We start from the raw sequence: 13,622 nt of genomic DNA on the forward strand, positions 1-13,622 counted from the left end.
AGGGTGATCGGGTGACACAGCCTGCGACGTCTGCATATCTCCGGTTTCCGCATCTGCAGGGCGACTTGGTGGCCTTCACCGCCGAGGACGACGTGTGGCTCGCGCCGCTCGACGGCGGCCGCGCCTGGCGGGTCAGCGCCGACAACGTCCCGGTCACCCACCCCCGGATCTCGCCCGACGGCACCACCGTCGCCTGGACCTCGACCCGCGACGGCGCCCCCGAGGTGCACATCGCCCCGGTCGACGGCGGACCCACCAGGAGGCTGACGTACTGGGGCAGTTCCCGCACCCAGGTGCGCGGCTGGACCCCCGACGGCGAGGTCCTCGCCATCACCACCCACGGCCAGGCGAGCCTGCGCCGCAGCTGGGCGCGGACCGTCCCGCTCGACGGCGGCCCCGGCACCACCCTGCCGTACGGGCCCGTCGGCCATGTCGCCCACGGCCCGGCGACCGTGCTCCTGTCCGCTCCCATGGGCCGCGAGGCCGCGTGGTGGAAGCGCTACCGGGGCGGTACCGCGGGCAAGCTGTGGATCGACCGTGAGGGCGACGGCGAGTTCGTACGGCTGCACGACGACCTCGACGGCAACATCGAGTACCCGGTGTGGGCGGGGGACCGGATCGCCTTCCTCTCCGACCACGAGGGCGTCGGAGCGCTCTACTCCTCGCTCGCCGACGGCTCCGACCTGCGCCGCCACACCCCCCTCGACGGCTACTACGCCCGCCATGCCTCCGGAGACGGCACCCGGGTCGTCTACAGCTCGGCAGGCGAGCTGTGGATCCTCGACGACCTCGACGGCGCCGAACCCCGCCGCCTGGACGTCCGGCTCGGCGGCCAGCGCGTCGACCGGCAGCCGTTCCCGGTGAACGCCGCCCACTGGTTCGGCTCGGCCGCCCCCGACCACACCGCGCGCGGCAGCGCGGTCGCCGTGCGCGGTGCCGTCCACTGGGTCACCCACCGCGCCGGACCGGCCCGCGCCCTCGCCGTCGAACCCGGCGTGCGGGCCCGGCTGCCCCGCACCTTCCGCACCGAGGGCGAGGAGTGGGTGGTGTGGGTGACGGACGCCGAGGGCGACGACGCCCTGGAGTTCGCGCCCGCCACCGGACTCGCCCCCGGCGCCACCCCGCGCCGCCTCGCCGCCGGACAGCTCGGCCGGGTCCTGGGCCTCGCCATGGCCCCCGACGGCAGCCGGGCCGCGGTCGCCGCCCACGACGGCCGGGTGCTGCTCGTCGAGCGGGAGACCGGCGAGGTCCGCGAGGTCGACCGCAGCGAGGACGGCGACGTCCGCGGCCTGACGTTCTCCCCCGACTCGGCCTGGCTCGCCTGGACGCACCCCGGCCCCGGCCCGCTCTCCCAGCTCCGCCTCGCCAACACCACCGACCTCGCGGTCACCGAGGCCACCCCCCTGCGCTTCCAGGACTACGCCCCCGCCTTCACCCTCGACGGCAAGCACCTGGCGTTCCTGTCCAACCGCTCCTTCGACCCGGTCTACGACGAGCACGTCTTCGACCTCGCCTTCGTGGTCGGCGACCGCCCGCACCTGATCACCCTCGCCGCGACCACCCCCTCGCCCTTCGGGCCGCAGCGTCACGGCCGCCCCTTCGAGGCGCCCGACAAGGACGAGACCCCCGACAGCGAGGGCACCCCGACCACCCGCATCGACCTGGAGGGCCTCGCCGACCGGATCGTGCCCTTCCCGGTCGAGGCGGGCCGCTACTCCAACCTGCGCGCGGCCAAGGACGGCGTCCTGTGGCTGCGCCACCCCGTCCAGGGCGTCCTCGGCGCGACCCGGGCCACCCCGGACGACCCCGACCCCAAGACCGACCTCCAGCGCTACGACCTGGCCCAGCAGCGCCTCGAGCACCTCGCGGGCGACGCCGACCACTTCGCCGTCAGCGGCGACGGCAAGCGGGTGCTGCTGTGGACCGACGGCCGGCTGAAGGTCGTACCGAGCGACCGCCGTGCCTCCGGCGACGACGACAGCGACACCAACATCACCGTCGACCTCGGCCGGATCCGCCAGACCGTCGACCCGTCGGCCGAGTGGCGGCAGATGTACGACGAGACCGGCCGCATCATGCGGGACCAGTTCTGGCGCCCGGACATGAGCGGCGTCGACTGGGACGGCGTCCTGGACCGGTACCGTCCGGTCCTGGACCGCCTGGCCACCCACGACGACCTCGTCGACCTCCTGTGGGAGGTGCACGGCGAACTCGGCACCTCGCACGCCTACGTCACCCCGCGCGGCGGCCACGGCCACGGGCCCCGGCAGGGACTCCTCGGCGCCGACATCTCCCGCCACGAGGACGGCCCGGGGGGATCGGCGGTGTGGCGCATCGACCGCATCCTGCCGACCGAGACCTCCGACCCGCACGCCCGTTCCCCCCTCGCCGCACCCGGGGTCGCGGTCCGCGCCGGGGACGCGATCGTCGCCGTCGCCGGCCACCCCGTCGACCCGGTCACCGGCCCCGGACCGCTGCTCGTCGGCACCGCGGACAAGCCGATCGAGCTGACCGTCTCCCCGTCCGGCGGCGGCGAACTGCGCCACGCCGTCGTCGTGCCGATCTCCGACGAGGAGCCCCTGCGCTACCACGCCTGGGTCGCCGACCGCCGCGCCTACGTCCACGAGAAGTCGGGCGGACGGCTGGGCTATCTCCACGTCCCCGACATGCAGGCCCCCGGCTGGGCCCAGATCCACCGCGACCTGCGGGTGGAGGTGGCCCGCGAGGGCCTCGTGGTGGACGTCCGCGAGAACCGCGGCGGCCACACCTCCCAGCTGGTCGTCGAGAAACTGGCCCGCAGGATCGTCGGCTGGGCGGTGCCCCGCGGGATGCGGCCGTACAGCTACCCCTGGGACGCACCCCGCGGTCCCGTCGTCGCCGTGGCCAACGAGTTCTCCGGGTCCGACGGCGACATCGTCAACGCGGCGATCAAGGCGCTGGGCATCGGCCCGGTCGTCGGCACCCGCACCTGGGGCGGAGTCATCGGCATCGACAGCCGCTACCGCCTGGTCGACGGCACGCTGATCACCCAGCCGAAGTACGCGTTCTGGCTGGAGGGCTACGAGTGGGGGGTCGAGAACCACGGCGTGGATCCCGACGTGGAGGTGGTGCAACGGCCCCAGGACCACGCGGCGGGCCGGGACGCCCAGCTCGACGAGGCCGTGCGGATCGCGCTGGAGGCCCTGGAGGCCCGTCCGGCGAAGACTCCGCCGACCACGCCTCGTTAAGATGCCTCAGGACCTCTACGGAAGGAACCACATGGCAGGGGAACCCCAGGACGACTGCCTGTTCTGCAAGATCGTCGCAGGTCAGATCCCGGCGACCATCGTCCGTGAGACGGACACCACCGTCGCCTTCCGGGACATCAACCCGCAGGCCCCCACCCACGTCCTGGTGATCCCCAAGGCCCACTACGAGAACGCCGCGGCCCTCGCCTCCGCCGCCCCGGAACTCGCCGCGGACGTCCTGCGCGAGACCCAGGCCGTCGCCGACGACGAGAAGCTGGAGAGCTACCGCACCGTCTTCAACACCGGCAGCGGCGCGGGCCAGACCGTCTGGCACGCCCACGCCCATGTCGTCGGCGGCCGCGGCCTCCAGTGGCCCCCCGGATAACTCGCCATGTCCGTACGTGAGTTGGTCGTCCTCGGCACCGCCAGCCAGGTCCCCACCCGGCACCGCAACCACAACGGCTACCTGCTGCGCTGGGACGGCGAGGGTCTCCTCTTCGACCCCGGCGAGGGCACCCAGCGCCAGATGCTGCGCGCCGGGGTCGCCGCCCACGACCTCAACCGCATCTGTGTCACCCACTTCCACGGCGACCACTCCCTCGGCCTCGCCGGAGTGATCCAGCGCATCAACCTCGACCGGGTCCCGCACGAGGTCACCGCCCACTACCCGAAGTCCGGGCAGCGCTTCTTCGACCGCCTGCGGTACGCGACGGCCTACCGCGAGACGGTCGCGCTGACCGAGGCGCCGGTCGCCGAGGACGGGGTGATCGCACGGACGGCCGGCTACACCCTTGAGGCCCGGAAGCTCTCCCACCCCGTCGAGTCCTACGGCTACCTCCTGACCGAACCCGACGGCCGCCGCATGCTCCCCGACCGGCTCGCCGCGCACGGTATCAAGGGCCCCGACGTCGGCCGGATCCAGCGCGAGGGCTCACTGAACGGCGTCTCGCTCGACGACATCAGCGAGGTCCGCCGCGGCCAGCGGTTCGCGTTCGTCATGGACACCCGCCTCTGCGACGGCGTGCACGCCCTCGCGGACGGCACCGACATGCTCGTCATCGAGTCGACCTTCCTCGACGAGGACGAGCAACTCGCCGTGGAACACGGCCATCTGACCGCCGCTCAGGCCGCGAGGGTCGCCCGGGACGCGGGCGTACGGCATCTCGTGCTCACCCACTTCAGCCAGCGCTACTCCGAACCGGACGAGTTCGAACGGCAGGCGCGGGCCGCCGGGTACGAGGGCGAGCTGACGGTGGCCCACGACCTGCTGCGGGTGCCGGTTCCGAAACGGCGGTAGAGCAGCCGTACGATGCTTTGATGTCCCTCCCCAAAGCTGAACTGCACCTGCACATCGAAGGCACCCTGGAGCCGGAGCTGGCCTTCGAGCTGGCCGCGCGCAACTGCGTCGAGCTGCCGTACGCCGCCACGGACGAGCTGCGCAAGGCGTACGCCTTCGAGGACCTCCAGTCCTTCCTGAACCTGTACTACGAGCTCATGGCCGTCCTGCGCACCGAGCGGGACTTCGAGGACCTGGCGAACGCATACCTCGCCCGGGCCGCCGCGCAGGGGGTGCGGCACGCGGAGATCTTCTTCGATCCGCAGGCGCACATCGCGCGGGGCGTGGGGATGGGGACGGTCGTCGAGGGGCTGTGGCGGGCGCTGGGGCGCAGCGTGGAGAACCACGGGGTCTCCACCCAGCTGATCATGTGCTTCCTGCGGGACGAGTCCGCGGAGTCGGCACTGGAGACGCTGGAGGCCGCGAAGCCGTATCTCGACCGGATCGTCGGGGTCGGGCTCGACTCAGCCGAGGTGGGGCATCCGCCGGTGAAGTTCCGCGAGGTGTACGAGGCCTCTGCCGCTCTGGGGCTGCGGCGGGTGGCTCATGCGGGGGAGGAGGGGCCGCCGTCGTACATCGTCGAGGCGCTGGATGTGCTCGGGGTGGAGCGGATCGACCACGGGTTGCGGTGTGTGGAGTCGCCGGAGCTGGTGGCTCGTCTGGTGCGGGATCGTGTGCCGTTGACGTTGTGCCCCTTGTCCAACGTGCGGCTTCGTACGGTTGATGTGTTGGGCGATCATCCGTTGCCGGCGATGTTGGATGCGGGGCTTTTGTGCACGGTGAACTCTGACGACCCGGCTTACTTCGGGGGGTATGCGGGGGACAACTTCGAGGCGGTGCGGGTGGAGTTGGGGTTGAGTGAGGAGCGGTTGCGGGAGCTTGCTCGGAACTCCTTCCTTGCGTCCTTCCTTGAGCATGATGAGGAGCTGCGGGCTCGGTATCTTGCGGAAGTTGATGCGTACGAGTTCTGAGGTGCGTTGTCGGGTGCGGGTGGTTCGTGGCTGGTCGCGCAGTTCCCCGCGCCCCTAAATACCCTTAAGCGGCCGTCGCCTTGTCGTATGCCTGGGTTTCCACCTGGATTTCCACCACCGGGAGTGTGCGCCTGCCTGCGCCCATGGCCACCGCCGTCATCGGGACCGCGATCAGCAGCAGGCCCGCTGCCAGGACCGTGCCCATCGTCGGGAAGCCGGTCCCGGATGCGAGGACGCTGCCCGTCAACGGGCCCGCTGCCGTGCCCAACGACGACGCCGAGCCGACCAGGACCGCCCAACGGCCGCGGGGGTCCAGGGAGGCGGCCAGGCCTATGACGTACGACAGGACGATCGGGTAGAGGGTGTTCCACGCGATCTCGCCGCTCGCGAAGGTCGTCAGGTCGGTCGCCGACGCGCTGAGGGTGATGCAGGCTGCGATGAGGACCGTGCCGCCGCCGATGGGGAGGGCGCGGCCGAGGCGCGGGCCGAGGGCGCCCGCGCCGACGACTCCCAGCAGGCCCGCGCCGAGGGCGACGGCGAAGACCGCGCCGACCGTCGCCTCGGAGAGGTGGGCCTGCGTGAGGCCGATGCGGCCGCTGACGCCCCAGAGGGCGTTCTGGGCGAGGGACCAGCAGGGGAGGGTGGCGGCGAGAAGGACGCCGGCCCGGAGGTGGGGGAGCGGCGTCGCCGCCGTGTCCCGGCCCCGTGCCGGTGCCGTGCGCAGCGGGAGACGGCCCGTCAGGGGCCAGACCGCCAGGGCGGTGAGGGCGATCGCCGCGAGTGGCTGGCCGTGGCCCTGGCCCAGGTGGGGGACGGTCAGGTAGACGGCGCCCGCGAGGGCGGAGACGCCCAGCAGGCCGGCCGTGGTGGTGCGGTGCGGGTCGGGCTGGGCGGCGATGCCGGTGGCGGCCACCGCGGTCGCCGTACCGGATCCGAAGCCGCCGACCAGGGCGCCCACGACGACCGCGGGGACGGCGTGGGCGAGGGCGGCGCCGCCGTAGCCGAGGACGGCGAGGGTCAGGCCGACGCGGGCGAGGGTGCGGGGGCCGAGGCGGTCCACGCGGGCGGCGAGCAGGAAGCCGGCCGCGGCCGAGCTCAGCAGCAGGGCACTGCCGACGGCGCCCGCCTCGGTGGCGGTCAGCGGAAGACCGGAGTCGAGTCTGCCGACGGTGGTGGGGAGGAGGTAGGGGGCGAGGTACCCGGCCGTGAAAAGGGCGACGAGGGGCCAGGGCAGGGTGGAGCGACGGGCGAACACGGGCGTTCCCAGGGCATGCGAAAGAAGCGGCTCAAAAAAGGGGGTGGGGCGCAGGCCGTCGACGGACAGGAACGCGCGAAGAATTTGTATCAAGCACGCGGTTGCGGAGACAGCCCGGAGGGCGTGATCTGGATCACGTTCTGTTTGGGGTGAGTGATGCCGGGTAGGCGACCCGCTTTTCCGTGTGGCTAACGCCAGTTCGGGGCGCCTCGTGTGCCCGGTGCCGTCGCCTCGATCTTGCCCCTGATCTCCCGCATCACCGTCACGATCTGCCGCTCGTGCTCCGGCGTCAGCCGGGCGACCGGCACCGAGCAGCTGATGGCGTCCTGGGCGGGAGAGTCGTAGCGCAGGCAGAACCCGAAGCCGACGATGCCGAGGACCCCCTCCTCGCGGTCGACGGAGTAGCCCCGCGCCCGGATCTCGGCGAGGTCGGCCAGCAGGGAGTCGCGGGTGGTGCGGGTGTTCGGGGTCAGTGCCTCGTACGGCCCCTCGGGGAGCCGTTCGTCGGGCCGCTCGGCCAGCAACGCCTTGCCGAGCGCGCCCACGTGCGCGGGCAGACGGCGGCCCACCCTGCTGATGGTCCGCAGGTACTCGTGGGACTCCCGGGTCGCCAGGTACGCCACGTCCCGGCCGTCGAGCCGGCCCATGTGGATCGTCTCGCCGAGCGCCTGGGACGCCTCGTCGAGATACGGGCGTACGGCCCGCACGCGCGGGTCGGAGTCGAGATAGCTGGTGCCGGTGAGCAGGGCGTGGATGCCGATGCCGTAGAGGGAGCCGGTGAGGTCCGTGCGGACCCAGCCGCGCGAGATCAGGGTCTGGAGCAGCGCGTACATCGAACTGCGGGGCACGCCCAGCTCGTCCGCGAGCTCCTGGAGCCGGGCCGGGCGGTCGCCGCGCGCGGCCAGCAGTTCGAGCAGCTCCACCGTGCGGGCCGCCGACTTCACCTCGCGGACGCCACCTGTCTCCGACATGCGCCGATCGTAATCGGGCCGCCGGACGAGGTGCCGACCCATTGACGAGACCCGTTCGCCTATCTAATCTCCATCTTCATACGTGGATGACATCTACATGGGGAGATCAGCAGTGGGGACCCTCCACGCGGACACGGTCCGGCGGCTGCGGGACGGCATGGCACGCGGCGTGCTGTCGTTCCCGCTCACGAGCTTCCACGACGACGGCACCCTCGACCCGGACGGCTTCCGCGCCCATGTCGCGGCCCAGATCGCCACCGGCCCCGGCGCGGTCTTCCCCGCCTGCGGCACCGGCGAGTTCTTCTCGCTCGACGAGGACGAGTACCGGCAGGTCGTCACCGTCGCCGTCGAGGAGGCCGGCGGACGCCTGCCCGTCGTCGCCGGGGTCGGCTACGGCTGGGCGCAGGCCGCCCGGTTCGCCCGGATCGCTCAGGAAGCCGGCGCGGACGCCCTGCTGGTGCTCCCGCACTACCTGGTCGCCGCCCCGCAGGACGGGCTCGTCGGCCAGCTGGAGCAGCTCGCCGCCCGCACCTCGCTCCCGCTCATCGCCTACCAGCGCGGCCAGGTCGCCTTCGGTGCGGGCGCGTTCAGGCGCGTCGCCGCCATCCCCGGGGTCATCGGGCTCAAGGACGGGCACAGCGACCTCGACCGGCTCCAGCGGCTCACCCTCGCCGCCCCCGAGGACTTCCTGTTCTTCAACGGCGCCGCCACCGCCGAGATCCAGGCCCGCGCCTACGCCACCGTCGGCGTCCCCGCCTACTCCTCGGCCGTCCACGCCTTCGCCCCCGAGATCGCCGACGCCTTCTTCGCGGCCCTGCGCGACGGCGACGACGGCACCGTGGTGAAACTGCTGCGCGACTTCTACGTCCCGCTCGTCGAGCTCAGGGACCGCGTGCCCGGGTACGCGGTGTCGCTGGTGAAGGCGGCCGCGCGGCTGCGGGGCCGCCCGGTGGGACCCGTACGCGCCCCCCTCACCGATCCGACGGCCGCCGACCTCGCGGAACTCCGGCAGCTGCTGACCACCGGCCTCGACCTCGTAGGAGCCGCGCTGTGACCCCCACTGTGGACCTCACGATCACCGACGTCCGCCTCACCCCGATCCTCGTCGCCGACCCGCCCCTGCTGAACACGCAGGGCGTGCACCAGCCCTACACGCCCCGGCTGATCGTCGAGGTCGAGACCGCGGACGGGGTGACCGGCGTCGGGGAGACGTACGGGGACACCAAGTACCTGGAACTGGCACGGCCGTTCGCCGCGAAACTCGTCGGGCGCCCGGTCAGCGACCTCAACGGACTGTTCACGCTCGCGGACCAGATGGCCGTCGACTCCTCCCGGGTCTCCGGACAGGTCGACGTCGGAGGACTGCGAGGCGTGCAGACCGCCGACAAACTGCGCCTGTCCGTGGTCTCCGCGTTCGAGGTGGCCTGCCTCGACGCCCTCGGCAGGACGCTGGGGCTGCCCGTGCACGCACTGCTCGGGGGCAAGGTGCGCGACGCCGTGGAGTACAGCGCCTACCTCTTCTACAAGTGGGCCTCCCACCCCGAGGGCGTGGCCGCCGAGAAGGACGACTGGGGAGCGGCCGTCGATCCCGCGGGAGTCGTCGCGCAGGCCCGCCTGTTCACCGAGCGGTACGGGTTCACGTCCTTCAAGCTCAAGGGCGGGGTGTTCCCGCCGGACGAGGAGATCGCGGCGATCCGGGCGCTCGCCGAGGCGTTCCCGGGGCATCCGCTGCGGCTCGACCCCAACGGGGCGTGGAGCGTGGCGACTTCACTGAGGGTGGCCCAGGAACTCGGGGACGTCCTGGAGTACCTGGAGGATCCCGCGCTGGGAACGGCGGCGATGGCCGAGGTCTCCGCGGGGACGGCGGTGCCGCTGGCCACCAACATGTGCGTGACCACCTTCGCCGAGATCGAGGAGGCGTTCACCCGGGACGCCGTACAGGTGGTGCTCTCGGACCACCACTACTGGGGCGGGCTGCGGAACACCCAGCAACTCGCCGCGATCTGCCGGACGTTCGGGGTCGGGGTGTCCATGCACTCCAACACCCATCTGGGCATCAGCCTCGCCGCGATGACCCATGTCGCCTCCACCGTGCCCGGTCTCCACCACGCCTGCGACTCGCACTACCCGTGGCAGTCGGAGGACGTGCTGACCGAGCGGCTGGTGTTCGAGGGCGGGTCGGTGACCGTCTCCGACGCGCCGGGCCTCGGCGTCGAGCTCGACCGGGAGAAGCTCGCCCTCCTGCACCGGCGGTGGCTCGACGACGACGGCTCCCTGCGCGAGCGGGACGACGCGGCGGCGATGCGGGTGGCCGAGCCGGACTGGGTCACGCCGGCGGTTCCCCGCTGGTAGCGGTGCGGGCGCTGCCGGCGGTGCGGGGCCGGACCTCTGAAGGCTGACGTGGCACGCGGCTGGTTGTCGGTCCCGTGGTGCAGACTGGGCTGATCGGCACCACCGCAGGGAGCACACCGTGATCGCGTCCACCGGGAAGGGACCGTCGTACAAGGCCCAGGTCGACCCCCTGGCCGCAGTGCGCACAGCCGGAGATCCGCCCTGGGACGTCTATCTCACCGGCACCGTCTTCCTCGACATCGTCTTCACCGGACTCGGCTCCGCCCCGGTGCGCGGGACCGAGTCCTGGGCCCGCGGCATGGGATCCAGCCCCGGCGGAGTGGCGAACATGGCGACCGCCCTGGCCCGGCTCGGCCTGCGCACCTCGCTCGCCGCGGCCTTCGGCGACGACCACTACGGCGAGTACTGCTGGGACGCGCTGGAGCAGGGCGAGGGCATCGACCTCTCACCGTCCCGCACCGTCGCGGGCTGGCACTCCCCGGTCACCGTCTCCATGGCCTACGAGGGCGAGCGCACCATGGTCTCCCACGGCCACGAACCGCCCCCGGAGGAGCCCGCGCCGGACTGCCCGCCCCGCGCGCGTGCCGCGGTCGCCTCGCTGGAGCCCGGCCGACGCGCCCCCTGGATCGCCCAGGCCGCCCGCGGGGGCACCCGCATCTTCGCCGACGTCGGCTGGGACGACACCGGGGCGTGGGACCTGGCGGGCCTGCCCGACCTCGCGCACTGCGAGGCCTTCCTGCCGAACGCGGAGGAAGCCATGCGGTACACCGGCGCCGGCTGCCCCCGGGAGGCCGCCCACGCCCTCACCGAGCATGTGCCGCTCGCCGTGGTGACCCTGGGCGCGGAGGGCGCGTACGCCGTGGACCGGCGCACCGGGGAGACCGCCGAGGTCCCGGCCATCGAGGTCGAGGCGATGGACCCGACCGGCGCCGGGGACGTCTTCGTGGCCGGCTTCGTCACCGGCACGCTCGCGGGCTGGCCGCTGGCGGACCGGCTGGCCTTCGCCGGCCTGACCGCCGCGCTCTCCGTCCAGGAGTTCGGCGGCTCGCTGTCCGCGCCGGGCTGGTCCGAGATCGGCGCCTGGTGGCGCAGGGTCCAGTCCGTCGACTCCCAGGACCCGACCGCCCTGCGCCGCTACGCGTTCCTCGCCGGTCTGATCCCGGAGGAGGAGACCCCGGCCTGGCCCCTGCGGAGGGCGGTGCCGACGATCGGGTTCGGAAGATCGGCGTGACGTCCCGGGACGGCGCGGGTTCCGTGGCGGGGTGAGCCCGGGGGCGGCGCGGGTTCCGTAGCGGGGTGAGCCCCGGGACGGCGTGGGTTCATCGACGGCGCGGGCCCCCGGGTCGGCGTACGCCTCAGGTTCGCGTGAGTCCCAGGTCGGCGAGCGCACGGTCGGCTCGGGCCCGGTCTGCTGGGCCTGGTCGGCTTGCGCCCGGCCGGTACGAGCCACCCGCCGCCATGAGCACCCGGCGGCTTCGGCTCAGCGTTCCGCGGCCCGCTCCAGCACCGAGATCACCTGCTCTCGGACCACCTCCCGGGCCTCCTCCGGCAGCGACCCGACCGCCGTACCGCCCAAGGCGTCGAGGACCCTGTCCGGGCCCCCTGCGCAAGGCACGCTCTCGCTGAGGAACTCGTAGCCGTCACGGACGGCGACCCGCAGCACGCGACCGCCCTCCCCGGTCGCGTGCACGGCCGTCGCGACGACCAGCGGCGGCGGCCCGCCCGCCGCCTCGGCCACCTTGCGGTAGCCGCTGACCAGCGGTTCGTCCCAGTGCAGGCTCAGCAGCAGCGGCTTCTTGGCGAGCACCTCGGCGAGATCCGTCTCGAAGGGACCCTCCGCCGCCAGCACCCGCGCCCGGGCGTCCAGGACGAGTGCCGCGGGCAGCAGACAGCGCAGGGTGCTGCCGACGACGTTCCCGCCGACCGTGGCGGTCCGCCGCACCGCCCCCGTGCCGATGCCCGACGCGGCCCGGTGCAGCACCTCCGGCACCCGCTCGTCGATCCGGTGCAGCAGGACCGCCGCCCCGACCTCACCGGCCCCGAGGACGTTCGCCTCCGGGACCTCGCGCAGCGACACGGCCTGCTCGGGGAAGCCGTCGCGTTGCCAGGCGGCCCACACCAGCGTCGCGCCGCCGACGGGTATCGCCCCGTCGGTCAGACACTCCTGTGCCTCGGGCAGGGTCGTGGGCAGACGCAACAGCACGGGCTTCCCGCTTTCTCCGTCGGACGGTCGACCAGCCAGGTTCTTCGAACACACGCGTGGCAGCGACGCATTCTTCCCGGGAGCGCGGGGGAGCATGCAGGGCTCACCGCGGCAACCCGGGCGCTTGGGCCATCGAAAAGCCCTACGGCGTTGTCGGTGCACCGTCGTACCCTTGGAACCGCGAGGCCGCCTTCCACGGTGCGGCCCTGACGAGGAGGAACCGCAGGCCTTAAGCGCCGGCCCATGACTCAGACACCCACAGGTCACACCCCCGCGCAGGGGCAGGCGAGAGCACAGTTCACCGTCCCCGCCCAGCACCCCATGGTTTCGGTCCTGGGGTCCGGAGACTCCCTGCTGCGCGTGATCGAGAAGGCCTTCCCGGCGGCCGACATCCATGTCCGGGGCAATGAGATCAGCGCGACCGGCGCGGTGGCGGACGTCGCCCTCGTGCAGCGCCTGTTCGACGAGATGATGCTGGTGCTCCGCACCGGACAGCCGATGACGGAGGACGCAGTGGAACGCTCGATCGCCATGCTGCGGGCGAGCGAGAACGGGACGAGCGACGGCCAGGAGACCCCGGCCGAGGTGCTCACACAGAACATCCTGTCCTCGCGCGGCCGCACCATCCGCCCCAAGACCCTCAACCAGAAGCGGTACGTCGACGCGATCGACAAGCACACGATCGTCTTCGGCATCGGCCCCGCCGGTACCGGAAAGACCTACCTCGCCATGGCCAAGGCGGTCCAGGCCCTCCAGTCCAAGCAGGTCAACCGCATCATCCTGACCCGCCCGGCGGTGGAGGCGGGAGAGCGGCTCGGCTTCCTGCCCGGCACGCTGTACGAGAAGATCGACCCGTACCTGCGCCCGCTGTACGACGCCCTGCACGACATGCTGGACCCGGACTCGATCCCGAAGCTGATGGCTTCGGGGGTGATCGAGGTGGCCCCGCTGGCATATATGAGGGGTCGCACCCTCAATGATGCTTTTATCATCCTGGACGAGGCCCAGAACACGAGCCCCGAGCAGATGAAGATGTTCCTCACCCGGCTCGGGTTCGAGTCGAAGATCGTCATCACCGGTGACGTGACGCAGGTCGACCTGCCCAACGGGACCAAGTCGGGGCTGCGGCAGGTGCAGGACATCCTGGAGGGTGTGGAGGACGTGCACTTCTCCCGCCTGTCGTCCCAGGACGTCGTACGGCACAAGCTGGTCGGCCGTATCGTCGACGCGTACGAGAAGTACGACAGCCAGAACGGTACGGAGAACGGCACCCACAAGGGCGGCCGGACCAAGCGGAAGTAGACAAG

Annotated in this window: 11 protein-coding genes; 8 read left to right on the plus strand and 3 right to left on the minus strand. The window is 72.4% G+C overall.

Translation table 11 applies throughout. The features are described from left to right. Window positions 1-68 precede the first annotated feature (68 nt). The 4 genes from H295_RS0115480 to H295_RS0115495 are packed head-to-tail and all read left to right on the plus strand — an operon-like array spanning window position 69 to window position 5,534. Window positions 69-3,227, plus strand: a complete 3,159-nt coding sequence (locus tag H295_RS0115480) for a S41 family peptidase (protein ID WP_020136240.1) — start codon at window positions 69-71, stop codon at window positions 3,225-3,227. Between the two features lie 31 nt (window positions 3,228-3,258). Beyond that, window positions 3,259-3,612, plus strand: a complete 354-nt coding sequence (locus H295_RS0115485; RefSeq protein WP_020136241.1) for a histidine triad nucleotide-binding protein — start codon at window positions 3,259-3,261, stop codon at window positions 3,610-3,612. Between the two features lie 6 nt (window positions 3,613-3,618). After that, a complete protein-coding gene (locus H295_RS0115490; RefSeq protein WP_020136242.1) occupies window positions 3,619-4,524 on the plus strand; it encodes a ribonuclease Z in 906 nt (301 codons plus the stop codon). Between the two features lie 20 nt (window positions 4,525-4,544). After that, the gene (locus tag H295_RS0115495) at window positions 4,545-5,534 is read left to right on the plus strand and encodes an adenosine deaminase (RefSeq protein ID WP_020136243.1); all 990 of its coding nucleotides are present in this window, start codon (window positions 4,545-4,547) and stop codon (window positions 5,532-5,534) included. A 64-nt stretch (window positions 5,535-5,598) separates the two neighbouring features. Here the strand turns inward: H295_RS0115495 and H295_RS0115500 are convergent, their stop codons facing one another. Then, on the minus strand, window positions 5,599-6,789 hold the full coding sequence (locus H295_RS0115500; protein WP_020136244.1) for an MFS transporter: 1,191 nt from the start codon (window positions 6,787-6,789) through the stop codon (window positions 5,599-5,601). A 188-nt stretch (window positions 6,790-6,977) separates the two neighbouring features. Beyond that, on the minus strand, window positions 6,978-7,760 hold the full coding sequence (locus tag H295_RS0115505; protein WP_020136245.1) for an IclR family transcriptional regulator: 783 nt from the start codon (window positions 7,758-7,760) through the stop codon (window positions 6,978-6,980). Between the two features lie 97 nt (window positions 7,761-7,857). Here H295_RS0115505 and H295_RS0115510 point away from each other — a divergent pair, with 97 nt between their 5' ends. From H295_RS0115510 to H295_RS0115520, 3 genes are all read left to right on the plus strand, one after another. Further along, window positions 7,858-8,814, plus strand: coding sequence for a 5-dehydro-4-deoxyglucarate dehydratase (locus tag H295_RS0115510; RefSeq protein ID WP_043217512.1), 957 nt, complete (start codon window positions 7,858-7,860; stop codon window positions 8,812-8,814). Next, window positions 8,811-10,112: an enolase C-terminal domain-like protein gene (locus H295_RS0115515; RefSeq protein ID WP_020136247.1), complete on the plus strand. Its 1,302-nt coding sequence runs from the start codon at window positions 8,811-8,813 to the stop codon at window positions 10,110-10,112. Before H295_RS0115510 ends, H295_RS0115515 begins: the two co-directional genes overlap by 4 nt. A gap of 118 nt (window positions 10,113-10,230) precedes the next feature. Further along, window positions 10,231-11,343, plus strand: coding sequence for a carbohydrate kinase family protein (locus H295_RS0115520; RefSeq protein WP_020136248.1), 1,113 nt, complete (start codon window positions 10,231-10,233; stop codon window positions 11,341-11,343). Between the two features lie 249 nt (window positions 11,344-11,592). On the opposite strand, the gene H295_RS0115525 is transcribed toward H295_RS0115520, so the two are convergent. After that, on the minus strand, window positions 11,593-12,315 hold the full coding sequence (locus H295_RS0115525) for an FAD binding domain-containing protein (protein WP_020136249.1): 723 nt from the start codon (window positions 12,313-12,315) through the stop codon (window positions 11,593-11,595). Between the two features lie 243 nt (window positions 12,316-12,558). On the opposite strand from H295_RS0115525, the gene H295_RS0115530 reads away from it, so the two are divergent. Next, the gene (locus tag H295_RS0115530) at window positions 12,559-13,617 is read left to right on the plus strand and encodes a PhoH family protein (protein ID WP_078616658.1); all 1,059 of its coding nucleotides are present in this window, start codon (window positions 12,559-12,561) and stop codon (window positions 13,615-13,617) included. The last annotated feature ends 5 nt before the right edge of the window (window positions 13,618-13,622 follow it).

Origin of the sequence: Streptomyces sp. 351MFTsu5.1 (assembly GCF_000383655.1) — a bacterium.
Taxonomy (GTDB): Bacteria; Actinomycetota; Actinomycetes; order Streptomycetales; family Streptomycetaceae; genus Streptomyces; species Streptomyces griseorubiginosus.

Coding starts and splice junctions, on each gene's coding strand:
- H295_RS0115510 (WP_043217512.1), top strand. CDS start 7,858: ATGGGGAGATCAGCAGTGGGGACCCTCCACGCGGACACGGTCCGGCGG.
- H295_RS0115485 (WP_020136241.1), top strand. CDS start 3,259: ATGGCAGGGGAACCCCAGGACGACTGCCTGTTCTGCAAGATCGTCGCA.
- H295_RS0115490 (WP_020136242.1), top strand. CDS start 3,619: ATGTCCGTACGTGAGTTGGTCGTCCTCGGCACCGCCAGCCAGGTCCCC.
- H295_RS0115495 (WP_020136243.1), top strand. CDS start 4,545: ATGTCCCTCCCCAAAGCTGAACTGCACCTGCACATCGAAGGCACCCTG.
- H295_RS0115530 (WP_078616658.1), top strand. CDS start 12,559: ATGACTCAGACACCCACAGGTCACACCCCCGCGCAGGGGCAGGCGAGA.
- H295_RS0115505 (WP_020136245.1), bottom strand. CDS start 7,760: ATGTCGGAGACAGGTGGCGTCCGCGAGGTGAAGTCGGCGGCCCGCACG.